The sequence below is a fragment of the Salegentibacter agarivorans genome (assembly GCF_900113135.1).
GTDB lineage: Bacteria > Bacteroidota > Bacteroidia > Flavobacteriales > Flavobacteriaceae > Salegentibacter > Salegentibacter agarivorans.
In genome coordinates this window covers 91,775-115,561 of record NZ_FOOH01000001.1, presented here as the reverse complement: position 1 = coordinate 115,561, position 23,787 = coordinate 91,775, and the positions used below count along the sequence as shown (strand labels likewise).

Sequence of the window (23,787 nt, the reverse complement as noted above, 5' to 3'; positions counted from 1 at the left end):
AGGTAATGTTTATATTGCTTTACCACCAAAATTTAGCCTTAAGCTCTTATATTTGCTAAAAATCAAGAAAAATGGATCATTTAGAAGCTAAGATCAATGAAGCCTGGGAAAACCGGGATTTACTAAAAGAGACAGAAACCATAAAGGCCATTCGCGAAGTTGTATCTCTATTAGATGCAGGTAAATTAAGAACCGCCGAACCTACCAAAAACGGTTGGCAGGTAAACGAATGGGTGAAAAAGGGAGTGGTGCTTTATTTCCCTATCCAAAAAATGGAAACCTTAGAGGCCGGGATTTTTGAATACCATGATAAAATTCCATTAAAGAGAGGTTATAAAGAAAAGGGAATTCGAGTGGTTCCTAATGCTGTAGCACGACATGGAGCCTATATTTCCAGCGGAGTAATCATGATGCCGAGTTATGTAAATATTGGCGCTTATGTAGACGAAGGTACCATGGTAGATACCTGGGCTACCGTTGGTAGTTGCGCTCAAATTGGTAAAAACGTCCACCTTAGTGGTGGCGTTGGAATTGGTGGTGTTTTAGAACCATTGCAAGCTGCACCGGTAATTATTGAAGATAATGCATTTTTAGGATCAAGAAGTATTGTGGTTGAAGGTGTTAAAGTTGAAAAAGAAGCCGTTTTAGGCGCGAATGTAGTGCTAACTGCTTCAACTAAAATTATTGATGTTACCGGCGATGAACCTAAAGAAATGAAAGGAATTGTACCGGCAAGATCGGTAGTTATTCCGGGTAGTTATACCAAGAAATTCCCTGCAGGAGAATATAATGTACCCTGCGCCCTTATTATTGGAAAACGAAAAGAGTCTACCAATAAAAAGACTTCGCTAAATGATGCTTTGCGCGAATATAATGTCGCGGTGTAATTTTAGCTATAGGAAAGCTACGAGTAGAATTGCCAATGAAAATACTTATAATTCAGCAAAAAATGATTGGGGATGTTCTTACATCCTCAATCTTATTTGAAGCCATTCGGAAGAAGTATCCGGAAGCTGAATTACATTATTTAATTTACCCGCATACTAAACCCGTAATAGAAAATAACCCTTTTATAGACAAGGTTATTTCGTTTCATCCACAGAAATACAAAAATCCATTTAATTTTCTCAAATTTCTTTTTAAGATTAGAAAAGAAAAGTACCAGGTGGTTATAGATGTTTACTCTAAAGCAAACTCAGCTATCATAACGGGTTTCACTAATGCTGAAATGAGGATTTCCTATAAAAAATGGTATACTTCATTTTTATATAACAGGGTATTTAATAGAAATATAAAGCCCGAAATAGAAGCTGGGGTGGCTATAGAAAAACGACTTCAGTTTTTAAAGCCTTTAAATTTAAGCCCAACTTTAGCTATAAAACCTAAAATATATTTAACTGAAGAAGAATCACTAAAGGCGAAAAGTATATTAGATGATAAAGGGCTTTTAGGTGAAACATCACTCTTTATGATTTCAGTACTGGGAAGTTCTTCAGAAAAGACCTATCCGGCTGAGTATTTGGCTGAATTATTAGATGTAATTGTACAGGAAACCTCTGGAAATCTTTTATTTAATTATATTCCTTCTCAAACAGAAAAAGCTTTAAAAGTTTATAATCATTGTTTGCCTGGAACGCAACAACATATTCATCTAAAGATTTTCGGAAAAAGTTTAAGGGAGTTTATGGCATTAACAAGCTATTGCGATGCAATGATAGGTAATGAAGGAGGTGCCATAAATATGGCAAAAGCAATTAATATTCCCACTTTCGCAATTTTTTCTCCTTCAATTAAAAGAATAAACTGGAATATTTATGAAGATGGACTAAAACAGGTGTCTACTCATCTTGAAGACTATTTTCCCGAAGAATTTAAAAACAAATCTAAACAACAGATACGCAAAAAAACTCCGGCACTTTACAAAAAATTTAAACCGCATTTTATTAAGCCTTATTTAATAAAATTTCTGGAAAGACTTAAATAATGAATTATAAATTCTTAATATATATAAGTTATAGCTATGCATTTCCCATTGGAGAGCCTTTAGAAAAGGAAATCCAAAAGCGGGGGTATGAGATAAAATGGTTTGCCGATGCAGAAGAAACCAAAGCAAAGTTTAGTAAAGACAAAGTGGTTTTACAAAATATCCAGTCGGTTATAGATTACCAACCGCATATTATTTTAAGTATTACCAATAATATTGCCGATTTTCTGCCGGGTTTAAAAGTGCAGGTTTTTCATGGTATAGCTCCGAGTAAACGAAATTTTACCAAAGGGCATTTTAGAATTCGTGGTTTTTTTGATCTTTATACCACGCAAGGACCATTTACTACTAAACCCTTTAAAGACCTACAAAAAAAACATCAGCATTTTGAAGTGGTGGAAACAGGTTGGCCAAAACTTGATCCTTTATTTCCGCTGGTAGAAGTGCCTCACGAGAAACCAACAATTTTAGTATCCTCCACTTTTAGCAAAAAGCTTAGCCTGGCTTATAACGACGAAGTGATTAAGGAAATAGAACGTATTTCTAAAAATGGAGAATGGCAATTTAAGGTTGTGCTTCATCCCAAATTACCACAGGAAAGGCTTGATAAATTTAGGGAAATTGAAAACGAAAACCTTAAGTATTATGACACCACAGATCTTATTCCGTTGTTCCAGGAAAGCGATGTGCTTTTAGCAGATTCAACCTCGGTGGTTACTGAATTTCTGCTTCAGGAAAAACCGGTAGTAACTTTTAGAAACAGCCAACCCGGACCCCATTTAATTAATATAACTGAAGTTAATAAAATTGAGAATGCCTTGCAAAATGCACTTGATCCTGATGTGAGTTTATTGGAAGAAATTCGAGAATTCAATGCAAACATGCATCCTTATAAGGATGGCAAATCCAGCGAACGACTTATTGAAGCTGCTATAGATTTCTTACACGCCGATAAAAGCTATTTAAAACCAAAACCATTAAATATTATTCGAAAACTAAAAGTGCGTAAAAACCTGGGCTTCTACCCCATAAAAACTTATCGCAAACCTCCTACCTATTAATTAAGGAGATATTTTTCAATGATTAAAATTCCGTAGATGAAATTTCGGTAGTAATTTAAACAGAAAATAACTTTATCCTGAAAATATTTAAATCCCAACTACTTATTTTTATAAACACCAATAAAGGCTTTAAAATCTTTGTAATATCTTTTACTTGTTAAGCTTAGCCTGTTTTTAAAGCTCAAAATTCTCCAGGAATTAAAGCTCACTAAATTCTCCATAATTTCTGCAGTTCGTTCTTTTGAAATATGGAATTCATAAAGTTTTTTAGGGTCTACATTTCCGTAGCCCGAAAATCTATTTACTTTATTTTTTGAGTGAATAATACTCAACCAGAGTCTTTGGTTTTTAATTCTGGTCATATTTTTTTCATATTTCCAGGAACCATGACGATTTCTAAACCAAACCGTTTTAAAATCTTCCTTTTTTTCTATGAGGCTAATAAAAGGGTTATTCAATTTTGTTAAAGCTCCTAAACGTGTGTTTTTTCCTGTTTCCAGGGTATAGCCCTCAATGATATCAAGCGCCTGGTGATCTTGTTTTTTAAAATAGCTTTGCACTACATTGGTATAATTCTCATGAATACAATCATCATTATCTAGCCGGGAGGTAATTATATATTCCTGGGAATCGAGCTTATTAATATTATTTACAATTTCCGGTAAAAAATTATTCATTCCATCAATAAAAAATGGAAGAAAATTATCGTAAGATTTTCTATAATTTTCTACTTTTTCTTTATAAACTTCAGGAGTATTAATATCAAAGAAAACTAACCATTTAAAGTTTTGATTAGTTTGATTTTTAACCGATGTAAAACAAAAATTTTCAAATAAATCAAAGCGCTCTTCTAACCATTCTTCGGTGAGTACTTTTTCATTATTTTTTGTGGTAGTCCAGTCTTCAGCTCTTAAATTAAAGCGTGTAAGAATATAGTGTTGAAACATAATTGTAAATTAAAATTGACTCTCTAAAGTTTGAATTTTTTCTTAAATGCTTTTTTGCGAACAAAACTTTCCTGGAATTTTCTAATATAAAACCACATAGCCTCAAAAACCTCTTCTTCATTTTTATCAATTTGCTTCGCATATTCGTTGGCCATAATTCTCACCACCTCCTTTTCTTGCGTTAGCCTCGAGAAATTTTTCATTCGTTCTGAAAAATTAAGAGCTTTAAAATTCATTCTATTTAAATCTACCAGGAAAAATTTAGGATTCCCCTCATTTAACCTGATCAATGTATTGCCGGGTGAATTATCCAGAAACTCAATTTCTTTCTCGTGAAGTTCAAAAATAAACCGTGTAAATGCTCTTAAAATGGCTTCGTGACCGGATTTATTTAAATCAATCTCTCTGTATGTCAAATCATAACTCAGCTGCTCACTTAAATAAAAACTTCGTAAAAAAGAAAAAGCAGTGGTCTCTTCTACATAAGCAATAGGCTGAGGAGTACCTACTTTCTTACTCAATAAATATTCAGCATATTTAAAAGAACGTTCGGCTTTAGATTTTCTAACAAAGCGATAAGCTATTTTATTTACGGCATTGGGAATTTTAAAAGATTTCACGTTTACCTTAATTCCTTTTAATTCAAATAATTTCAGTTTATTACGCTTCCCGTCTACCAGCATGTCACCGGTTTCATTAAAATTGTGAATTAAATTTTCAATTTCAGCCTGGAGATGCCGGTGATTTTCTGAAGTTATAATTTTCATAGAAACTAATTAAGCTAAAATCGCTATAGCGGCAAATTTAGGATATAATATATCCAAAAGTATAAATAGCGACCAAATATTATGAATACAGCCGCGTTTTTGTTGAATTTGAATTCAAATAATGAATTAGGTTAAGCGAGATATGGTTTAGAATAATTAAACTACAAATTTAATATTATATTCGTCCCTAAAGTTAATATGACGAAATGAGCGCCGCAGTTGTGATTCCTGTTTACAAGCAAGAAATGTCTAAAATGGAAGAAATTTCTTTGATGCAATGCTTACAAATTCTTGGCGATTTTCCAGTATTTATTATTTGCCCAAAAAATTTTAATAAACAATCTTACGAAAAATTTAATCTAACTTTTGAAGAATTTGAAACTCATTATTTTAAAGGTATTTCTGGTTATAATAGCTTAATGTTAGCCTCTCACTTTTACGAACGCTTTCTAAATTATGACTATATTTTAATTCATCAATTAGATGCTTTTATCTTTAAAAATGAATTAGAAAATTGGTGTAGTAAATCTTACGATTATATTGGAGCACCCTGGTTGGCTACCAATAACCTTACTTCCAAAATCTTAAAACCTTTTCAATCTAAAAAGAAGAAAAAAAGGGCTCCTATTTTTTATAAGGTAGGAAATGGAGGGCTTTCCCTGCGTAAAACACAGGTTTTTTATCAAATTTCCAACGAACTTGCCCCTCTAATTAAAGAACAGCTTGAGAAAAAAGATGAAATTTATGCTATTGAAGATGTATTTTGGTCTTTAAAAGTACCTGAATATTTCCCAAATTTCAACATTCCCGACTATAAAATTGCTGCTGCATTTGCGCTGGATAGAAAACCTAAAATTGGTTTAAAAATAAATGCAGGCCAATTACCATTGGGTTGCCATGGATTTAATAAACCAAAAGTTGTTGATTTCTGGATGCCAATAATTAAAGCGCAATTTCAAAAGAAATAAGCTATAACAATTACTCTAACCCGGCCTTTGGCATTAAAATATTTGTAATTTTACCGTAGTTTTGTCCTTAATTTCAGTCCAAATAATCAATTATAAAATATGAATATTCTCCATCTTTCGGCTGTTAGAAACTGGGGCGGTGGGGAAAAACATATTGAGAATTTATGTTTGGAACTGGCTGAATCAAACCCGGAAGTAAACAATTTTGTTCTATGCAAAAAAGGTGATCTATTTGAAAAAAGCCTTCAAAATAATAACCTGCCGTATGCCGCTGCGCCTATTATAACCAATTTTGATTTTCGATATATTATTAAATTAATTAGCCTGGTTAAAACAAAGCAAATTAACCTTATTCATATTCACGATCCTACAGCATTGGCTTTTGCTGTATTCGCAGATAAGTTTACATCACTACCACCTTTTATCTTCAGCAAAAAAACCTCTTTTCCTATTAGAGATAGAAAACGTACTCTTTATAAATACAATTATCCAAAAATTAAAAAGATACTTTGTGTTTCCGAAAAGAGTAAAAACATAATTGGAGAAAATATTAATGATTCTTCAAAACTTGTGAAAATCTATCACGGTTTTAGACTGGAAAGAGAGCAATTTAAGAGCAAGAGGGAAGACCTCTTAGCCGAATTGAATATTCCGAAAGAGAAAACCATTATAGGAAACATTGCTAACCATATTTGGCCAAAAGACCTGGAAACTTTTCTAAAAGTCGCGCACCATTTAATTTATACCGAAAACCGCACAGATCTTTACTTTGTACAAATTGGATTTTATTTTAGGGAAACCCCGCATTTGTTGAAACGACTGAAAGAACTAAGACTGGAAGACCACGTTAAATGCTACGGATTTAAAAATAATGCATCAAGATTCTTTAAAATTTTTGATTATTTCCTTTTAACCTCCCAGGTAGAAGGTCTCCCCAATGTAATCTACGAAGCTTTTTACCACAAAGTTCCTGTAATTGCTACAAATGTGGGTGGAATTCCCGAAATTGTGAGCCATTTAGAAAACGGATTTTTAGCCGATGCTTTGGATGCTGAAAAACTGGCTGAACATATCCTGTTTCTAGAAAAAAACCGGGAGTTAATTCCGCGTCTTACTGAAAATGCGCATAGAAAATTGGTAGAAAATTTTACTACTAAACAAATGGCAAAACAAACACTACAAGAATACAAAAACGTCCTTTATGGAAGATCTTAAAACCGAAATACAAAACGCCTTAGCCACTTTAAAGCGCGGCGGACTTATACTCTACCCTACCGATACGGTTTGGGGAATTGGTTGCGATGCCACCAATGCTGAAGCGGTAGAAAAAGTTTATAAACTTAAAAATCGACATGAAAGTCAGGCGCTTATTTGCCTGGTTTCAGATTATAAAATGCTCAATCAATTTGTAGAAGATGTGCCGGAAGTAGCTTACGATATCTTAAAATTTGCCAGAAAACCCACAACCATTATTTATGACGATCCAATTCGCGTAGCCGAAAATTTAATTGCCGATGATAATTCTTTGGCAATTAGGGTTTCAAAAGATAAATTCAGTAACGATTTGGCAAAAAGATTTAGAAAACCAATTGTTTCTACATCGGCCAACATAAGTGGTGAAAAAACACCCGGATCTTTCGCTGAAATAAGCCCCGAAATTTTAGAAGGTGTGGACTATATAGTAAATTTGCAGAAAAATAAAAAATCGGCTAAACCCTCGGCCATCATTAAATTAAGCAATGATGGGAAGGTAAAAGTGATTAGGAAATAAGTGCAATTAAATAACTTTTTTCCGTCAAGCTGAACTTGTTTCAGCTTCTAAGATCTTTTAACTATTAACAACTTAGATCCTGAAATAAATTCAGGATGACGTTTCCTAAGAATCCCCGCAAAAGAGTTCAAAATGAAAGGGCTTTAACGATTTAAAAGTTTACAAAGAAATTACAATAGTGAAGAATTATAAAGGAGCCTTAACCCACAATATTTTTAGAGTCATTACCCAGGCCTCAGAAGAACTCAATCTGGAAAGTTATGTTATAGGAGGCTTTGTTCGGGATCATATTTTGCAACGTGGTGAGCCTAAAGATATTGACATAGTTGCGGTGGGCAGTGGGATAGAATTAGCTAGAAAAGTAGCTAAACTCCTTCCGCATAAACCAAAAGTACAGGTTTTTAAAAATTACGGTACTGCGATGCTCCGCGCATATGATATGGAAATTGAATTTGTAGGCGCTCGCAAAGAAAGCTATCAAAAAGACAGTCGCAAACCCATCGTGGAAGACGGTACTTTAGAAGATGACCAAAATCGTAGAGATTTCACTATAAACGCTCTGGCGCTTGGTTTGAATGAAAATAACTTCGGAAATCTTTTAGATCCTTTTAATGGGTTTGAAGATTTGAAGTTTAAAATCATTAAAACTCCGTTAGATCCCGATATCACGTATTCTGATGATCCACTTCGAATGCTTCGTGCTATTCGTTTTGCCACGCAACTTAATTTTAAGATTGAAGAGGAATCTTTAGATGCGATTACCAGAAATAAGAAACGCATCAAGATTATTTCGAAAGAAAGAATTACCGAGGAGCTGCATAAAATAATGCTGGCCGAAAAACCTTCAAATGGTTTTTCGCTATTACATAAAACAGGATTACTTCATATTATAATGCCAGAATTAACCGCTTTGGAAGGCATAGACGAAATTGAAGGCCAAAAACACAAAGATAATTTCTGGCATACCCTGGAAGTAGTGGATAATATTTCAGAAAACACCGATGATCTTTGGCTTCGCTGGGCTGCTTTATTACACGATATTGGAAAAGCGCCGACTAAAAAATTCCATAAGAAAATCGGTTGGACCTTTCACGGGCACGAGTTTGTGGGCGCAAAAATGGTTTTCAAACTATTTAAACGACTTCGTCTTCCGCTTAACGATAAGATGAAATATGTTCAGAAATTGGTTTTAATGAGCTCCCGTCCTATTGCGATTGTGGATAACGACGTAACCGACTCTGCCGTTCGCCGACTTATTTTTGACGCAGGAGAAGATATTGAAGATTTAATGACACTTTGTGAGGCCGATATAACTACTAAGAATCCGAAGCGCTATAAACAGTACCACAATAATTTTAAGGTGGTTCGCACTAAGATGAAAGAGGTAGAAGAACGCGATCACGTTCGTCAATTTCAACCTCCGGTAAGTGGCGAAGAAATTATGAAAACTTTTAATATTAAACCTTCCCGGGAAATAGGTATAATAAAAGAAACCATTAAAGAAGCAATTCTGGAAGGAGAAATTCCCAACGAACACGAAGCGGCCAGGGAATTGATGCTAAAAAAGGGAAAAGAACTGGGCTTATCAGTAAACAGTGGGCAGTCTCAGTAGGCAGTTTGCACTAGAAATAAAGATTGAATAAAATGTATAGAAAATCGGTTAAAATTTCCCTTATCCTGGTTTACCTGGTAATTATTGCCGGTGCAGTGGTAAGAATGACAGGGTCAGGAATGGGTTGTCCAGACTGGCCAAAATGTTTCGGTTATTATATTCCACCTACAGAAGTTTCAGAATTGGAATTTCAGGCCAATCGAGAATATGAAAAAGGACAGGTGATAATTGTGGATGAGACTTTGAAAGTAGCCGCAACCGATTTTACTTCTGAAGAAAAATATTCCGAAGAAAACTGGGAAACTTACACCAAACACGATTACGCTATTTTTAATCCTGCGCATACCTGGGTGGAATATATAAATAGGCTCGCGGGTGCTTTAGCCGGTTTTGCCGTGCTAATTATGGCAGTACTTTCCTTCAAAAAATGGAAAAAAAGAAAACGAATCACTCTCCTCTCCTGGCTTAGCGTTTTTCTTATGGGATTCCAGGCGTGGCTGGGTGCCACCGTAGTGTATTCTGTTTTATCGCCGGTTAGAATCACCATTCATATGGTTATGGCCCTGGTAATTGTGGCCCTTCTTCTCTATTTATTATTTATTGCCGAAGAAAAAGTAAAAAACAAAGTTCCGAATAGAACATTTAGAAATTTAATGATTCTCGCCGTGGGATTAACACTAATCCAGGTGGTTTTAGGAACCCAGGTAAGACAGCTGGTTGATGAACAGGTTAAAATACTTGGATACGATGCAAAAGAATTATGGTTAGCTAATCCCGACCTTAACTTCTATGTACACCGCAGTTTTTCAATTCTTGTTCTTTTTGTAAACCTTGTTCTATGGTGGAAAAACCGAAAACTTCAGCTTCAATTTGGAAAGATAAACTGGGTCTTAATACTACTATTATTAGAAATCGCTACCGGAATTGCGATGTATAATTTTGATTTTCCATTTCTTTCGCAACCGCTCCATTTAGTAATTGCCTCAATATTGTTCGGATTTCAGTTTTATTTATTATTGGAAAGCTTTGCGGCGGGCAGAAAGTTGAAAACTTTGTAACTTTGCCCCTTAAAATTTGATATTATGGTTTACCGATTTAGAGTAATTCTTGATGCTGAAGAAGATGTATTTAGGGATATAGAAATACTACAGGAAAGTAGCCTGGAAGACCTTCATAACACCATTTTACAGTCGTTTGGCTTTGATGGCACAGAAATGGCTTCCTTCTATTTAAGCGATGAAAAATGGGAACAGGGAGAAGAATTCTCTCAGTTTGATATGGGCGGTGAAGTACGATTAATGAACGAAACCAGCCTCGAGTCTATTTTAGATGAAGACAATAGAAATATAATCTATATTTACGATTTTCTAAAGATGTGGACTTTCTTAATTGAACTTGCCCAGATTGGTGAAATTGAAGCTGGTAGAGATTACCCAAACCTTATGTTTGTTCACGGCCAATTGCCTGATAGTGCACCGGATAAAGATTTTGTAGGCGAAGACGATGAAGACGCCGGTGGTGGAGATATGTTTGACCAGGGATTTAACACCAACGATTACGACGATCTTTCTTTTGATGAAAACTGGAATTAATTGCGAAGCAATTATACCGAACTTGTTTCGGGATCTTGGTTTACCATTATCCTGTCCCGAGGCGTCGGGATTATTTCAGGATCTAAGTCGTTCCTATTTCATTAAGAATCGTAATTAAGAATGGAGTGAAGTAATCCTCAATGACGAATTGATATTAAATTTAATTCGTCATACCTTACTAATAAAATAAGATTTCCGCTGCAGTTTATCCCGATATTTATTGGGACGGAGATGATTAAAATAGATTTCCGACTTCTCGGAAATGACAAAAATTATATACTGAATGATCAACCTTTTTAATGCGCAAATTGAATCCCTTTCTATTCACAGGGTTGGGAACAAAAGCCGAAACGAGAATATTTTTCTCTCTGCGGCTCCTTATCAATTAAACGATGAAATAACTCCTTTGATAAAGGAATATTTTCTAAAACCTTTTAGAGAAAAAGAGGAAAATTATTTCAATTTTTCTCACGAAACCGATCTTGAATTCAACGAATTATATAACCTGGCGAATGCAGTTTTTGACGATCCGGGAAATATTCACGAAGCTTCAAAAAAGATCACTACTTTATTGTTTGAGCAATCTTCTCACCCGCACATAAAAAGCGGTGAAGTTTATGTGGTTTATTTTGAAAACCTGCAAATAGATAATGAAAAGGTTTCCGGAATCGGGATTTTTAAATCTGAATTAAAGCACGATTTTCTTCAGTTTGAAGAAAATGGCAGTATTTTGGAGATGATTGTTCAACAAGGAATAAATCTCAACAAACTCGATAAAGGCGCACTAATTTTCAATAAAAACCGTGAAGAAGGTTATAAAATCCTTTCAGTAGATTCTAATAAATACGATACCAAATACTGGCTGGAAAACTTTTTAGGGGTAGATGTAATGCGCGATGAGAATTACAATACCAAAAGTTATCTAAACTTCTGCAAGAACTTCGCTAAAGATGTAGTTTTACCTGCCGAAGATAAAAAAGAAGAGGTGATGTTTATGAACCGAAGTATGGATTACTTCGCGAAAAACGATGATTTTGAAGAAAGTAATTTCCTGAATTCGGTAATAGATAATCCCGAATTATTACCTGAATTTCAGCATTATAAAACCGAAAAAGCACCAAAATACAAAATTGAAGATCTTACCAATTTCCCTATCGCCAACAAAGCAGTAACCGATGCGAGAAAGAAAATTAAAAGCGTAATTAATCTTGATACGCATATTCAGATTAAAATGGACTTTGTAAACGCAGAGTCTGCCGATAAGTTTGTGGAAAAAGGCTGGGACGAAGAAAAGCAAATGTATTACTACCTTGTTTATTTTAATAAGGAAGAGAAAAGTTAAGAAAATTTTCTGAAAAAATAGCCACGAATCCACCAATAATTTTTGTGGATTTAGAGAGATAACCGGCCCTCACAGATTTTTGATACCTGTGAGGGCTTTTTTATTCCTACGAACTTTCCAGCAAACGTTTCATATTTACATCTTCATAATTGCGGCGTACAAAATCTAGCGCCGTTCTAAGAATCTGGCCCATAGTACTGGCACGCTTAAACTTAATATCCTTGGTATATTTATAGAGGTCGCTTCTTAAGGTTTTTACATTCGCCTGGGTAGAAACGTGATCGTTAATCATACAACGCAGCAATTCTTTGTATCGCGGGCGGGTATTAATAATCCTTTTTGCCAGCAGGGAACGCTCTTCTTTTCTATACTGTTCTATTGAAGATTCCTGGAGTTTGTCCTGCACCAACTCCACCATTTTTAAATTCTCTTTAAAAAACTGCGGACGATAAACTTTTAAATTCCCTTCAAAACATTGCTGGTCAAAATCTATTGCCCTAATTTGATATTCCACATGGTCAAAATCGTGCGTGGGAATCACCACGTAATTATAAGAACGCATATCGCCCAAAAGCCTTACGGTGCAACGTTCATTAAACTTTACAAATTGTTTTGCAATTTGCGTTTGTGCCCTATTATCACAACTCGGCAAATGATCTTCAATAAATACATCACCCGGAATTCCGGCAATATGTTCTTCAATTAAAGTGTCTTTATAAACCAGAAAATTTATTCGGTGTGGAGAAAGCAAATGTTCAAATTCGAGTCCATAGATCCTGGAAGCATCAGCTTTTTTTACATAGAAATAGGTAAAACTATCATTCAAAATATTTCGCACTTTTATACGAAAAGGTTTTGAATTTCCGAAGGTGCAATAATCTATAGCATCAACATTTAAGAATTCCAGCGAGTCGTCACTCCCATCTGAATGCATAATGGTGTACACCTGTTTCAGGCTGTTATCTATTTCTTCCCGTTCAAAATCTGGATAATAGCAGCGTACCCAAAATGTATCTTCTTCGTGCTGATCGTACACCACCACCGATCCGGAAAAGCGCAATAAATCATCATAGAAAACCGGAATTTTAGTGTTTCGGTTATGTTTGGCCAGATATCGGTTCAACCTTTCATTTACGGCAAATGAAGGTTTCTTTTTAGACATCAGCTTTTCTTCCATATTATGTATGCTTTTTCTCAAAAATAAGCTTTCTCAAGCGAAATCTGTAACAATTCCATAACTTCGTCGTCATACTTTAAACTTTTCTTCAATTTTGGAAACAATTCTAAGTCTCAAAGACCTTACTAAAAAATATGGCGCACTTACCGCGGTAGACAAACTGTCTTTTACCATAGAAAAAGGCAATGTTTACGGTATTTTAGGGCCTAACGGAAGTGGAAAATCTACTACGCTTGGGATGGTACTTAACGTAGTCAATAAAACTTCTGGCGAATTTGCCTGGTTTAACGGAAACACAGATACGCACGAAGCTTTAAAGAAAGTGGGCGCCATTATAGAACATCCCAATTTTTACCCTTATATGACAGCTGCGCAAAACCTGGCTTTGGTGTGTAAGATTAAAGATGTTCCAAAAGATAAAATTGACGAAAAACTGGAAATTGTTGGATTGCTGGATAGAAAAGACAGTAAATTTAGAACCTTTTCTTTGGGGATGAAGCAGCGCCTGGCCATTGCTTCTGCCCTGCTTAATGATCCGAAAATTCTAATTTTAGACGAACCTACAAATGGATTGGATCCACAGGGAATTCATCAAATTCGGGAGATTATCCGGAAAATTGCAGCTGGAGGAACTACCATTTTACTCGCTTCCCATTTACTTGACGAAGTTGAAAAAGTTTGCTCTCACGTAGTTATTATAAGAAATGGGAAGAAACTTTACAGCGGCCCTGTAGATGCTATAAATGCCAGCCACGGTTTCTTTGAACTGCAGGCAAAAAATATGAAACTTCTTCAGGAATTACTTATTGCGCATCCCGGAATAGAAAATGTTTCAGAAAAAGAAAATATTGTTACGGCTATTCTGAAGGAACCTATGGATGCTGAAACTATTAACGAATATTTGTTTGAAAAAGGACTTTCACTTTCTTACCTGGTAAAACGTAAAGAAAGCCTGGAAGAACAATTCCTTACATTAACCAATCAAACTCCATCTGCATAATGCTACGACTTTTAGAGATAGAATATCATAAATTACGCTATAGCCGCTCGGCAAAAATACTGGTTTTCACCTATTTTATTTTAATAACTTTTATCGCTTTAATTGCTTCTATTGAATTCAATCTAGGTGCAATAAACTTTCGCGTTGCCGATCAGGGGATTTTTAATTTCCCATATATCTGGCATTTTAATTCCTATATCGCGGCTTTGTTAAAACTATTCCTGGCCATCGTAATCGTCTCGATGATGTCTAATGAATACAGCAACCGGACTTTAAAACAAAACCTGATAGACGGCCTGAGCAAAAAGGAGTTCATCGCTTCAAAATTCTTAACTGTCACGGTGTTTTCTTTAATTTCGACCTTATTTCTATTCATCGTTTCGTTGATTTTAGGACTTTCATTCTCAGATTTTACAGAAGCTTCCATCATCTTTTCAGATATGGAATATATGATCGCCTATTTCGTGAAACTTACCGGCTTTTTTGCCTTTTGTATGTTTCTTGGAATTCTTATTAAACGTTCTGCTTTCGCACTTGGTTTTCTTTTTATCTGGTGGATTCTGGAAAGTATTGTCTATGGAGTTTTAAAATGGCAGATTTTTAGGGATTCCGAAATTGCCGATAATATCGCACGATTTTTTCCGCTGGAATCTATGAGTAATCTCATTAAAGAACCGTTCTCCAGGTTATCTGCGGTGCAAACCGCCGCCACCCAATTAGGATCTGAATTTGATAAAGATTATGGAATCCATTGGGATCAGCTATTAATTGTTATCTTCTGGACTACTATCTTTGTTTTTCTTTCATACCGTTTACTTAAAAAGCGCGATTTGTAGTTCAAAAAATATGACATTTTAGCAATATCAGTTTTGGTTTCTAAAGCTTTCGCAATAAAAACGTTAAGGAAAAGTTTATCAGTTTGAATAGGCAGGATTATTGATTAGCTTCGTGAGAATAAGCGAGGAACACGAATGAAGTTTAAGATAGAATCAGATTACAAACCCACCGGCGACCAGCCAAAAGCGATAGAACAACTGGTAACCGGAATAAATAATAATGACCAATACCAAACCCTGCTGGGAGTGACGGGTTCTGGTAAAACTTTCTCTGTAGCCAATGTTATTCAGGAAGTCCAAAAACCTACCCTGGTTTTGGCACATAACAAAACACTTGCTGCCCAGCTTTATTCAGAATTCAAACAATTCTTTCCGAATAATGCGGTGGAATATTTTGTAAGTTATTACGATTATTATCAGCCCGAAGCTTTTATTCCTACTTCGGGAACTTATATTGAAAAGGACCTTTCGATTAATGAAGAAATTGAAAAATTACGACTCAGTACTACTTCTTCGCTGTTAAGTGGAAGAAGGGATGTGATTGTCGTGGCTTCGGTTTCCTGCCTATATGGCATTGGTAACCCGGTTGAGTTTCGTAAAAATGTAGTTTCTATTGAAAGGGATATGCAAATTTCCCGCACCAAATTCTTACATCAACTGGTTCAAAGTTTGTATTCCCGTACCGAAGCTGAATTCTCCCACGGTAATTTCAGGATTAAAGGGGATACCGTAGATGTGTTCCCTAGTTATGCCGATAATGCTTTCCGCGTACATTTTTTTGGAGATGAAATTGAAGAAATTGAAGCTTTTGATCCCGGCACCAACGATATTATCGAGAAATACGAACGCCTGAATATCTATCCTGCCAATATGTTCGTGACATCGCCTGATGTGATGCAAAATGCGATTCACCACATTCAGGACGATCTTGTAAAACAAGTTGATTATTTCAGGGATATTGGTAAACACCTGGAGGCAAAACGCCTGGACGAAAGAACCAATTTTGATCTGGAAATGATTCGGGAACTGGGCTATTGCTCAGGTATTGAAAACTATTCTCGCTATCTTGACGGCAGGCAACCCGGTACACGACCCTTCTGTCTTTTAGATTATTTCCCAGATGATTTTTTAATGGTAGTTGACGAAAGTCACGTAACCATTCCGCAGGTACACGCTATGTATGGTGGCGATAGGTCCAGGAAAGAGACTTTAGTTGAATATGGATTTAGGCTGCCGGCCGCAATGGACAACCGACCCTTAAAATTTGAAGAATTTGAGGCGCTACAAAACCAGGTGATTTATGTGAGTGCAACCCCTGCCGATTACGAATTACAGAAATCTGAAGGTGTTTACGTAGAACAGGTAATTAGACCCACAGGACTTCTAGATCCTGTTATTGAAGTACGTCCCAGCTTAAATCAAATTGACGATCTCATTGAAGAAATTCACACCAGGAACGAGAAAGATCAAAGAACGCTAGTCACTACGCTTACTAAAAGAATGGCAGAGGAACTCACCAAATATCTTACCCGTATTAATATTAGGTGCCGTTACATTCATTCAGACGTTGATACTCTGGAACGAGTAGAAATTATGCAGGATTTACGCCGGGGATTGTTTGATGTTCTTATTGGAGTAAACCTGCTAAGAGAAGGTCTGGATCTTCCGGAAGTTTCTCTGGTAGCGGTTATTGATGCTGACAAGGAAGGATTTCTTAGAAGCAACCGGTCCCTTACCCAAACTATTGGTCGTGCCGCACGTCACGTAGAAGGAAAAGCGATTTTGTATGCCGACAAAATTACCGACAGTATGCAAAAAACCATAGATCAAACCGAATATCGAAGAAACAAGCAGATAAATTATAATAAAGAAAATAACATTCGTCCAACGGCATTGGTTAAACGATTAGAGAACAGTACACTAATTAAAGAAAAACTGGATGTTTATGACGCTGAAAAACCATTAACTACTAAAGCTGCCGAAGCCGAAGTAGCCTATATGACCAAACCAGATTTGGAAAAAAGAATTAGGGAAAAAAGAAAAGCAATGGAAAAGGCAGCAAAAGATCTGGACTTTATGGCGGCGGCAAAACACAGAGACGAAATAAAAATGCTTCAGAATAAAATTAAAGAAACGCAGAGCTAGGGAAATCCCTTATTATTAGTTGAAGCCGTAAAATTTTTTTTCAGAAAGTATATTTAAAAATCCAAAACACCCCTAACTAAAAAACACCTTAGTCTTAACCGGTATTTTTAGTAGGATGAAAAAAATTATACTTTTCTATTTTTTAATTTTAGCCACCACAGCTTTCTCCCAGGTAGGAATTGGAACTACCGAACCGGGAGCTCAATTAGATATAGTTGCTTCAGATAAGGACAGCCCTTCCAGCATAGACGGAATATTAATTCCCCGTCTAAAAAAATTTACCGCTCAAAATCCCGGAAGTGCACAACACGGAATGCTAATTTTTCTTAGTGAGAATTTTAATAATTCACCATCAGGATTTTACTACTGGCATCATCGGGAAAATATCTGGAAATCTATAGTTGATGATGCTAAAGCAGCAAATTTTTATAAACCTAATTCTACCGAAAGTCCGGGCAATATTGTAGATAATATCTTCAGGGAAGGAAATATTGGTATCGGGACTGAAGAGATTGAAAGCAAACTTCAAATTGCCATAAATCCAGATGATTCCCAGGATATTAAAAAAGGCCTTGAAATAGATAATAATAATTCTGCTGAAACCAGAAATACTTATGGAATTGAAATAAGGAATCGTAGTAAAACCAATGCTATAAAGTATGGCATAAAATTAAATATTTCCGGTGAGGGAGAGGGTGAGCGATATGGTCTTCATCTTAACACCAATAAAACAACCGGTAGCAGTGATATTTTTGGGATTTACAATAAAGTAGGACGAACAGAAGGTGCAAACAGCAATAATTACGGAATTTTAACTGAAATTGGAACTTCCACCGGAAGAGGAAATATCTACGGAATTTACGCTCGTGCCGAAGGCAATTCTAGCTCGAGGGTTTTTGCCGGATATTTCGCTGGCCGTATAGGAATAGGTCGAACTCAGGCTGAAGAATATATTTTTCCGGATTCCCGGGGAGCAGAAAATCAGATTTTAGTTTCAGATAATTCAGGTAATCTCAATTGGAAACACAACCACACCAGAAATTTTATAAGTACAGGAAGTCAAACTGGAACTTACACCATTGGGGAAGAAGTTTATTTCTTAAGGATTAACCCGAATATTTCATCAATTACATTTCCTGATGCCTCGTCCAATAAAGGTCGGGAACTGGTATTAATAGGTAAGGGAAGTAGTACCACGCCGCTTAATTTCGTAAATGGAGATAAACTGGACGATATGCAGGATAATAGTATAACCAGTAAATCAAATGGTAAAATCCTTACTATAATAAGTATAGGAACACGTTGGTTGTTAATTGATAGATCTAATTAAATAAAAAAGCAGTAAAACTACCTCGGAGCAAGCCCACGGGGCATTCAGTGAAAACTATTGTTTAAATTTCGCGGTATGCCTCGGAGCATTTAAATCTCGATTATCTAGTAAAATTGATTTTACTGCTTTTTAATAACTTAATCTCCAGCCTTATCTCCTTCCCATTCCATAAAGCCGCCTTCAAGATTGTAGGTATTAGCAAAACCCATCTGATCTAAAATTGTGCAAGCCTGTGCACTACGCTTTCCAGAACGGCAATAGATATAGTAATTCTTATCTTTATCAAGTTTTTCAACCTCATTTACAAATTCCTGGCCTTTATAGATATCGAGGTTTTTAGCTTTAGGGATATACCCATCCTCTACTTCTTCTTCGGTTCTTACATCTAAAATCACCGCGTTTTCATCTTTTTTCAGCTGTGACTGCCATTCATCCTGACTAAGTTCTTTCATAAATTTTATTTTTTATTAATCCCCTAAACAAAGGTGATCTGTGATTCCTAATATATTTTTCAGTGTAAAGATATTGAAAGTTTTAAAAAACAGCGCCTCCATTTGCCTTCGATTCCGGCCGAAAAAAATTAACATTTATTTTGGAATTAAATTACAAAACTAGCTTATATTTGTACATACAAATGTTGTTTAGACAAATGAATATAGAAGATCAATTAAAAACGAACAATTTACCACCGGCCAGGAAGCTAAGTCTTAGCATTTTGGTTACTGCAAATCTTATAGACGAGCAAGTAGCTACTGCCCTTAAGCCTTTTGATATTTCTATACAGCAATTTAATGTGCTTCGAATATTGAGAGGGCAAAAAGGAAAACCGGCAAATCTTAGCACTATACAGGAAAGAATGGTGAGTAAGATGAGTAATACCACCAGGTTGGTAGACAAACTTATCACCAAAGGCCTTACTGAAAGGGTTATTTGCGAAGCTAACCGTAGAAAAGTGGAAATAAGTATTACTGAAAAAGGTTTAGAGCTTTTGAAAGAAATTGACCCAAAAGTTGATGCAGTAGAAAAAGAGCTAATTCAGGATATTAGCGAAGAAGAAATTGAAATTGTTACTGATTGTTTAAATAAAATAAGAAAATAAGAAAATAACTATGGAAAATTATATAGAAAATTTAAACTGGCGTTATGCCACCAAGAAGTTTGATGCAGAAAAATCTTTAAATCAGGAAGACGTAGAGAAACTTCAAAAAAGCATTCAGCTTTCTGCTTCTTCATACGGACTTCAGCCTTACGAGGTATTTGTGATTTCCGACAGGGAAACCAAAGAGAAATTAAAAGCGGCTGCCTGGAACCAGTCTCAACTTACTGATGCTTCACACGTATTTGTCTTCGCAGGACTTAAGAAATTGAATGAGGCTTATATTGATGCTTATCTGGAGAATATTAGTAAAATTCGAGAAGTTCAGGTGCAGGATCTAAGCGGATTAAAAGATATGTTAACCTCTAATATTTTAGGTAAGACCGAAGAACAACAATCTGTTTGGGCGCAGAAACAAGCTTATATCGCGCTTGGAAATTTACTTTCTGCAGCAGCAAATTTAAAAATTGACACCTGCCCTATGGAAGGTTTTGACGCGCAAAAGTTCGATGAAATACTGGGAATTTCAGGAACAAATTTAACTACTGCAGTGATCGCTACAGCCGGGTACCGAAGTGAAGAAGACCAATTGCAACACGCAAAAAAAGTTAGAAAACAAGAAGAAGAATTATTCCATTTAATATAAACCAAAATCAAATTAATTTAAATTAAAAATTGCTATGAAAAAGAATCTTTTAAAAACTGTATTTGCATCTGCATTTCTTGTATCATTTTTATCGTTTACAACAGTGAATGCTCAGGATAAAAAAATTGATGTAAAAGAAAGCAACATTAACTGGGAAGGTGAAAAAGTAACCGGCTCTCACTACGGAACCATAGACCTTAAAAACGGACATTTTACTATGGAAAATGGTGAACTTACCGGAGGGGAATTCGTAATAGACATGAGCTCTATCACCGTTACCGATCTTACTGGTGAAGATAAAGGAAAATTAGAAGGTCACTTAAAATCTGATGACTTCTTTGGAGTAAAAAACCATCCAACTTCAAAACTGGTTATTACAAGCGTTGCTAAAAAGAGCAATGGAACTTACGGGGTGGTAGCCAATCTTACTATTAAAGATAAAACGAATCCCGTGACGTTCGATTTAGATTGGGAAGATAATTCAGCTTCTACAGAGCTAACTATAGACCGTTCTAAATACGATGTTCGTTATGGTTCAGGGAGTTTCTTTGATAACCTTGGTGACCAAACCATCTACGATAATTTTGAACTTGAGGTAGAATTAAAATTCTAATTCTAAAGGGAAATTAATTGCTATAAAGAAAATTGAAAAAGAAAAATTAATAATTATTATGGAAAAACAAATCAATACCCAGGCTAGTAATATCGCCTGGAAAGGAAAAAAAGTTTTAGGATCACACTCAGGAACTATAGATCTTAAAGAAGGTAAATTAACATTGGAAAATGACGAAATTACAGGAGGTGAATTTGTAATGGATATGACCACAATTACCGTAACCGATCTTAAAGGAGACGATAAAGCAGGTTTGGAAGGTCACTTAAATTCAGATGATTTCTTTGGAGTAGATAATCATCCAACATCAAAACTGGTAATTACCAGCGTAGCTAAAAAAGACGATGGCACATATGGTGTGGTTGGAGATCTTACTATTAAAGAAAACACCCATCCGGTAACTTTCGATTTGGATAAAAACGGAAATACTGCGACTACTAAATTGAGTATAGACCGTTCTAAATACAATGTGAAATACAATTCCGGTAGCTTTTTTAGCGGACTTGGAGATCAAACGATTTACGATAATTTCGATTTAAATATTGAGTTGAAATTCTAATAATTAGATTGCACAATTCCAGCCGGAAAAGTTAAATTTACTTTTCCGGCTTTTCTTTTTATAAAATCTCCTTGTTTATTTAAAAGAGCTTTCTATCTTTGAAGCAATGAAAGCCAATAATTGGCATTTATTATATTTTATGAAAACAATTACAACAAATACCTGGTGGTGGAAAAATTTACGTCAAACGTCGTGAAGTAACATCGCTATAGTATAATCTCATACAAAAGGCTTGTCTCACGACAAGCCTTTTTTTATATAAGAAATTTGAAAATTAACCTCCGCCTTAACGGGAGCGACAGAAATAAATAATTTATGTATCAACTAAAGACCACCTATAAAAAACTTCTTGCCGATACCATTACACCGGTAAGTGTTTATTTAAAAGTTCGGGACAAATATCCTAACAGTCTCCTACTGGAAAGTAGTGACTATCATGCCAACGATAATAGTTTCTCGTATATATGCTGCAATCCTATCGCTTCTATTAAGATTCAAAACGAAGTGATTACCGAAGTTTTTCCTGACGGAAGCAAAAAAGTAACAGAGATCACTCCTGGAGTTAACGTACCGCAACAAATCCAGGAATTTTCAAAGCAATTCGAAACTGAAGATTCTGATTTTAAATTTATCAACAACGGTCTTTTTGGCTATATCGCTTATGATGGAGTTCGGTATTTTGAAGATTTAGAGATTAAAAAGCGAAATGGTGATCTTAAACTTCCGGATATTTATTACGCAGTTTATCAAAATATTATCGCTATAAATCATTTTAATAATGAAGCTTATATTTTTGATCACAGTTACGATACCGATTCAAAGATCGCTGAAATCGAGCAACTGATAAAAGTCAAAAATTTCGCGACTTATAATTTTGAACGTCAGCAGGAACCAATTTCAAACCTTACAGACGAAGAATTCAGGGAAAATGTACGACTGGGAAAAAAGCACTGCTATCGTGGTGACGTTTTTCAAATTGTACTGTCGCGTAGGTTTTCTCAGAAGTTTAAGGGAGATGAATTTAATGTTTATCGGGCTTTACGTAGCGTAAACCCTTCACCCTACCTTTTCTATTTTGATTATGGAAACTTTAAAATCTTCGGAAGTTCCCCTGAAGCACAATTGGTTGTTCAGGATGGGCAGGCAGAAATCCATCCTATAGCCGGAACTTTTAAACGTACCGGAAACGATGAAGAAGACGCTGAACTAGCCAAAAAACTAGCCGCCGACGAAAAAGAAAATGCTGAACACGTGATGTTGGTTGATCTGGCTCGTAACGACTTAAGCCGACACGGAAGTAATGTGAAGGTTGAAAAATATAGAGAAATTCAGTTTTTCTCTCACGTCATACATTTGGTAAGCAAAGTAACCGGCACCAAAGACCCTAAAACGCCTACAATGCAGGTGGTAGCCGATACTTTCCCGGCGGGAACTTTAAGCGGTGCCCCAAAACATAGCGCGATGAAACTCATAGAGATATACGAAAATGTAAATCGTGATGCCTATGGAGGTGCTATTGGCTTTATGGATTTCCACGGAAATTTTAACCACGCGATTATTATTAGATCTTTTGTAAGTAAAGATCACCAATTGCATTATCAAGCCGGCGCAGGCGTGGTTTCAGAGTCTGTAGAAGAAAACGAATTACAGGAGGTTTACAATAAACTAGGGGCATTAACCAAGGCATTGGATATCGCTGAAGATATATAAAGGAATTAAAAATAGAATTTTACACCAGGTAGAATGAAAAAAATATTAGTTATAGATAATTACGATTCTTTTGTGTACAACCTTGTACATTATTTAGAAGAATTAGATTGCGAGGTCACCGTAATAAGAAACGACCAGTTAGAGCTGGAAGACGTGGAGGAATATGATAAGATCCTGCTTTCTCCCGGCCCGGGAATTCCAAGTGAAGCCGGATTATTAAAACCAATTATAGAAAAATATGCTTCAACTAAAAGCATTTTAGGTGTGTGCCTCGGGCAACAAGCCATAGGCGAAGTTTTTGGCGGGACGTTGGGCAATCTGGAATCGGTTTATCACGGCATTGCTACCACGATGGATCTTTGTGTAGACGATGAACCACTTTTTAAAGATCTTCCAAAAAGAATGAACGTAGGCCGTTACCATTCCTGGGTAGTTTTAAAAGAGCTTCCCGATTCCCTGGAAGCAACTTCCTACGATGAAAAAGGACAAATCATGTCCCTTCGTCACCGTGAGTTTGATGTGCGTGGAGTGCAGTTTCACCCAGAATCGGTATTGACTCCAGATGGAAAAAAAATGATTCAGAATTGGGTAGAATCATAGGCATTTCCGAGCAGGCGGAAATCTCTAAGAA

The 23,787-nt window shown here is 35.8% G+C and carries 24 protein-coding genes; 20 read left to right on the top strand and 4 right to left on the bottom strand.

Annotated elements, in window-relative coordinates; all coding sequences use genetic code 11:
- Positions 1 to 71 precede the first annotated feature (71 nt).
- The 3 genes from BM084_RS00570 to BM084_RS00560 are packed head-to-tail and all read left to right on the top strand — an operon-like array spanning position 72 to position 3,045.
- Positions 72 to 887, top strand: a complete 816-nt coding sequence (locus BM084_RS00570; RefSeq protein ID WP_075326268.1) for a 2,3,4,5-tetrahydropyridine-2,6-dicarboxylate N-succinyltransferase — start codon at positions 72 to 74, stop codon at positions 885 to 887.
- 35 nt (positions 888 to 922) lie between these two features.
- Positions 923 to 1,984, top strand: coding sequence for a glycosyltransferase family 9 protein (locus BM084_RS00565; protein ID WP_075326267.1), 1,062 nt, complete (start codon positions 923 to 925; stop codon positions 1,982 to 1,984).
- Positions 1,984 to 3,045 (top strand): CDP-glycerol glycerophosphotransferase family protein, encoded by a 1,062-nt coding sequence (locus BM084_RS00560; RefSeq protein ID WP_093302012.1) that lies wholly within the window; start codon positions 1,984 to 1,986, stop codon positions 3,043 to 3,045. The genes BM084_RS00565 and BM084_RS00560 overlap by 1 nt, the downstream gene beginning before the upstream one ends.
- Positions 3,046 to 3,143: 98 nt before the next feature.
- Here BM084_RS00560 and BM084_RS00555 read toward each other — a convergent pair whose 3' ends face one another.
- Positions 3,144 to 3,992, bottom strand: coding sequence for a glycosyltransferase (locus BM084_RS00555; RefSeq protein WP_093302010.1), 849 nt, complete (start codon positions 3,990 to 3,992; stop codon positions 3,144 to 3,146).
- A gap of 23 nt (positions 3,993 to 4,015) precedes the next feature.
- Positions 4,016 to 4,759 (bottom strand): lipopolysaccharide kinase InaA family protein, encoded by a 744-nt coding sequence (locus BM084_RS00550; protein WP_075326264.1) that lies wholly within the window; start codon positions 4,757 to 4,759, stop codon positions 4,016 to 4,018.
- A 206-nt stretch (positions 4,760 to 4,965) separates the two neighbouring features.
- On the opposite strand from BM084_RS00550, the gene BM084_RS00545 reads away from it, so the two are divergent.
- The 7 genes from BM084_RS00545 to BM084_RS00515 all read left to right on the top strand — a co-directional run bounded on the left by BM084_RS00545 (position 4,966) and on the right by BM084_RS00515 (position 12,044).
- Positions 4,966 to 5,727 carry a DUF5672 family protein gene (locus BM084_RS00545; protein ID WP_093302007.1) on the top strand — a complete coding sequence of 254 codons (762 nt, stop codon included), beginning with the start codon at positions 4,966 to 4,968 and terminating at the stop codon, positions 5,725 to 5,727.
- A gap of 99 nt (positions 5,728 to 5,826) precedes the next feature.
- On the top strand, positions 5,827 to 6,942 hold the full coding sequence (locus tag BM084_RS00540) for a glycosyltransferase family 4 protein (RefSeq protein WP_075326262.1): 1,116 nt from the start codon (positions 5,827 to 5,829) through the stop codon (positions 6,940 to 6,942).
- The gene (locus BM084_RS00535; protein ID WP_075326261.1) at positions 6,929 to 7,498 is read left to right on the top strand and encodes an L-threonylcarbamoyladenylate synthase; all 570 of its coding nucleotides are present in this window, start codon (positions 6,929 to 6,931) and stop codon (positions 7,496 to 7,498) included. Before BM084_RS00540 ends, BM084_RS00535 begins: the two co-directional genes overlap by 14 nt.
- A gap of 178 nt (positions 7,499 to 7,676) precedes the next feature.
- Positions 7,677 to 9,110, top strand: a complete 1,434-nt coding sequence (locus BM084_RS00530; protein WP_075326260.1) for a CCA tRNA nucleotidyltransferase — start codon at positions 7,677 to 7,679, stop codon at positions 9,108 to 9,110.
- A 32-nt stretch (positions 9,111 to 9,142) separates the two neighbouring features.
- Positions 9,143 to 10,168 (top strand): COX15/CtaA family protein, encoded by a 1,026-nt coding sequence (locus BM084_RS00525; protein ID WP_093302004.1) that lies wholly within the window; start codon positions 9,143 to 9,145, stop codon positions 10,166 to 10,168.
- A gap of 24 nt (positions 10,169 to 10,192) precedes the next feature.
- Entirely contained in the window at positions 10,193 to 10,702 is a 510-nt protein-coding gene (locus tag BM084_RS00520) for an IS1096 element passenger TnpR family protein (protein ID WP_075326258.1), read from the top strand.
- A 283-nt stretch (positions 10,703 to 10,985) separates the two neighbouring features.
- Positions 10,986 to 12,044 carry a nucleoid-associated protein gene (locus BM084_RS00515; protein WP_075326257.1) on the top strand — a complete coding sequence of 353 codons (1,059 nt, stop codon included), beginning with the start codon at positions 10,986 to 10,988 and terminating at the stop codon, positions 12,042 to 12,044.
- A 106-nt stretch (positions 12,045 to 12,150) separates the two neighbouring features.
- Here the strand turns inward: BM084_RS00515 and BM084_RS00510 are convergent, their stop codons facing one another.
- Entirely contained in the window at positions 12,151 to 13,221 is a 1,071-nt protein-coding gene (locus BM084_RS00510; RefSeq protein ID WP_075326256.1) for a hypothetical protein, read from the bottom strand.
- Between the two features lie 94 nt (positions 13,222 to 13,315).
- On the opposite strand from BM084_RS00510, the gene BM084_RS00505 reads away from it, so the two are divergent.
- The 4 genes from BM084_RS00505 (at position 13,316) to BM084_RS00490 (ending at position 18,532) form a co-directional block, all read left to right on the top strand.
- Entirely contained in the window at positions 13,316 to 14,221 is a 906-nt protein-coding gene (locus tag BM084_RS00505; protein WP_075326255.1) for an ABC transporter ATP-binding protein, read from the top strand.
- The gene (locus BM084_RS00500; protein WP_075326254.1) at positions 14,221 to 15,057 is read left to right on the top strand and encodes an ABC transporter permease; all 837 of its coding nucleotides are present in this window, start codon (positions 14,221 to 14,223) and stop codon (positions 15,055 to 15,057) included. Before BM084_RS00505 ends, BM084_RS00500 begins: the two co-directional genes overlap by 1 nt.
- A 135-nt stretch (positions 15,058 to 15,192) precedes the next feature.
- Complete coding sequence (uvrB, locus tag BM084_RS00495) at positions 15,193 to 17,202, top strand: excinuclease ABC subunit UvrB (protein WP_075326253.1); 2,010 nt, start codon at positions 15,193 to 15,195, stop codon at positions 17,200 to 17,202.
- Positions 17,203 to 17,317: 115 nt separating this feature from the next.
- On the top strand, positions 17,318 to 18,532 hold the full coding sequence (locus BM084_RS00490) for a hypothetical protein (protein WP_093302001.1): 1,215 nt from the start codon (positions 17,318 to 17,320) through the stop codon (positions 18,530 to 18,532).
- 137 nt (positions 18,533 to 18,669) lie between these two features.
- Here BM084_RS00490 and BM084_RS00485 read toward each other — a convergent pair whose 3' ends face one another.
- Complete coding sequence (locus BM084_RS00485; protein ID WP_075326251.1) at positions 18,670 to 18,984, bottom strand: rhodanese-like domain-containing protein; 315 nt, start codon at positions 18,982 to 18,984, stop codon at positions 18,670 to 18,672.
- Between the two features lie 197 nt (positions 18,985 to 19,181).
- Between BM084_RS00485 and BM084_RS00480 the strand changes: the two genes are divergently transcribed.
- The 6 genes from BM084_RS00480 to BM084_RS00455 all read left to right on the top strand — a co-directional run bounded on the left by BM084_RS00480 (position 19,182) and on the right by BM084_RS00455 (position 23,756).
- Positions 19,182 to 19,631 (top strand): MarR family winged helix-turn-helix transcriptional regulator, encoded by a 450-nt coding sequence (locus BM084_RS00480; protein WP_093301999.1) that lies wholly within the window; start codon positions 19,182 to 19,184, stop codon positions 19,629 to 19,631.
- Positions 19,632 to 19,641: 10 nt separating this feature from the next.
- Entirely contained in the window at positions 19,642 to 20,274 is a 633-nt protein-coding gene (locus tag BM084_RS00475) for an NAD(P)H-dependent oxidoreductase (RefSeq protein WP_075326249.1), read from the top strand.
- Positions 20,275 to 20,308: 34 nt separating this feature from the next.
- The gene (locus tag BM084_RS00470; RefSeq protein ID WP_093301996.1) at positions 20,309 to 20,887 is read left to right on the top strand and encodes a YceI family protein; all 579 of its coding nucleotides are present in this window, start codon (positions 20,309 to 20,311) and stop codon (positions 20,885 to 20,887) included.
- Between the two features lie 58 nt (positions 20,888 to 20,945).
- The gene (locus tag BM084_RS00465; RefSeq protein WP_093301993.1) at positions 20,946 to 21,446 is read left to right on the top strand and encodes a YceI family protein; all 501 of its coding nucleotides are present in this window, start codon (positions 20,946 to 20,948) and stop codon (positions 21,444 to 21,446) included.
- A 315-nt stretch (positions 21,447 to 21,761) separates the two neighbouring features.
- Positions 21,762 to 23,156 carry an anthranilate synthase component I family protein gene (locus BM084_RS00460; RefSeq protein ID WP_093301991.1) on the top strand — a complete coding sequence of 465 codons (1,395 nt, stop codon included), beginning with the start codon at positions 21,762 to 21,764 and terminating at the stop codon, positions 23,154 to 23,156.
- A 33-nt stretch (positions 23,157 to 23,189) separates the two neighbouring features.
- Complete coding sequence (locus tag BM084_RS00455) at positions 23,190 to 23,756, top strand: anthranilate synthase component II (protein WP_075326245.1); 567 nt, start codon at positions 23,190 to 23,192, stop codon at positions 23,754 to 23,756.
- Positions 23,757 to 23,787: the final 31 nt, after the last annotated feature.

What these genes read in the sequence shown, in the direction of transcription:
- BM084_RS00465 (WP_093301993.1), top strand. Translation starts at nt 20,946, where the DNA reads ATGGAAAAACAAATCAATACCCAGGCTAGTAATATCGCCTGGAAAGGA.
- BM084_RS00460 (WP_093301991.1), top strand. Translation starts at nt 21,762, where the DNA reads ATGTATCAACTAAAGACCACCTATAAAAAACTTCTTGCCGATACCATT.
- BM084_RS00520 (WP_075326258.1), top strand. Translation starts at nt 10,193, where the DNA reads ATGGTTTACCGATTTAGAGTAATTCTTGATGCTGAAGAAGATGTATTT.
- BM084_RS00470 (WP_093301996.1), top strand. Translation starts at nt 20,309, where the DNA reads ATGAAAAAGAATCTTTTAAAAACTGTATTTGCATCTGCATTTCTTGTA.
- BM084_RS00565 (WP_075326267.1), top strand. Translation starts at nt 923, where the DNA reads ATGAAAATACTTATAATTCAGCAAAAAATGATTGGGGATGTTCTTACA.
- BM084_RS00555 (WP_093302010.1), bottom strand. Translation starts at nt 3,992, where the DNA reads ATGTTTCAACACTATATTCTTACACGCTTTAATTTAAGAGCTGAAGAC.
- BM084_RS00570 (WP_075326268.1), top strand. Translation starts at nt 72, where the DNA reads ATGGATCATTTAGAAGCTAAGATCAATGAAGCCTGGGAAAACCGGGAT.
- BM084_RS00540 (WP_075326262.1), top strand. Translation starts at nt 5,827, where the DNA reads ATGAATATTCTCCATCTTTCGGCTGTTAGAAACTGGGGCGGTGGGGAA.
- BM084_RS00510 (WP_075326256.1), bottom strand. Translation starts at nt 13,221, where the DNA reads ATGGAAGAAAAGCTGATGTCTAAAAAGAAACCTTCATTTGCCGTAAAT.
- BM084_RS00535 (WP_075326261.1), top strand. Translation starts at nt 6,929, where the DNA reads ATGGAAGATCTTAAAACCGAAATACAAAACGCCTTAGCCACTTTAAAG.
- BM084_RS00560 (WP_093302012.1), top strand. Translation starts at nt 1,984, where the DNA reads ATGAATTATAAATTCTTAATATATATAAGTTATAGCTATGCATTTCCC.
- BM084_RS00480 (WP_093301999.1), top strand. Translation starts at nt 19,182, where the DNA reads ATGAATATAGAAGATCAATTAAAAACGAACAATTTACCACCGGCCAGG.
- BM084_RS00475 (WP_075326249.1), top strand. Translation starts at nt 19,642, where the DNA reads ATGGAAAATTATATAGAAAATTTAAACTGGCGTTATGCCACCAAGAAG.
- BM084_RS00485 (WP_075326251.1), bottom strand. Translation starts at nt 18,984, where the DNA reads ATGAAAGAACTTAGTCAGGATGAATGGCAGTCACAGCTGAAAAAAGAT.
- BM084_RS00515 (WP_075326257.1), top strand. Translation starts at nt 10,986, where the DNA reads ATGATCAACCTTTTTAATGCGCAAATTGAATCCCTTTCTATTCACAGG.
- BM084_RS00490 (WP_093302001.1), top strand. Translation starts at nt 17,318, where the DNA reads ATGAAAAAAATTATACTTTTCTATTTTTTAATTTTAGCCACCACAGCT.
- uvrB (WP_075326253.1), top strand. Translation starts at nt 15,193, where the DNA reads ATGAAGTTTAAGATAGAATCAGATTACAAACCCACCGGCGACCAGCCA.
- BM084_RS00545 (WP_093302007.1), top strand. Translation starts at nt 4,966, where the DNA reads ATGAGCGCCGCAGTTGTGATTCCTGTTTACAAGCAAGAAATGTCTAAA.
- BM084_RS00550 (WP_075326264.1), bottom strand. Translation starts at nt 4,759, where the DNA reads ATGAAAATTATAACTTCAGAAAATCACCGGCATCTCCAGGCTGAAATT.
- BM084_RS00455 (WP_075326245.1), top strand. Translation starts at nt 23,190, where the DNA reads ATGAAAAAAATATTAGTTATAGATAATTACGATTCTTTTGTGTACAAC.
- BM084_RS00525 (WP_093302004.1), top strand. Translation starts at nt 9,143, where the DNA reads ATGTATAGAAAATCGGTTAAAATTTCCCTTATCCTGGTTTACCTGGTA.
- BM084_RS00500 (WP_075326254.1), top strand. Translation starts at nt 14,221, where the DNA reads ATGCTACGACTTTTAGAGATAGAATATCATAAATTACGCTATAGCCGC.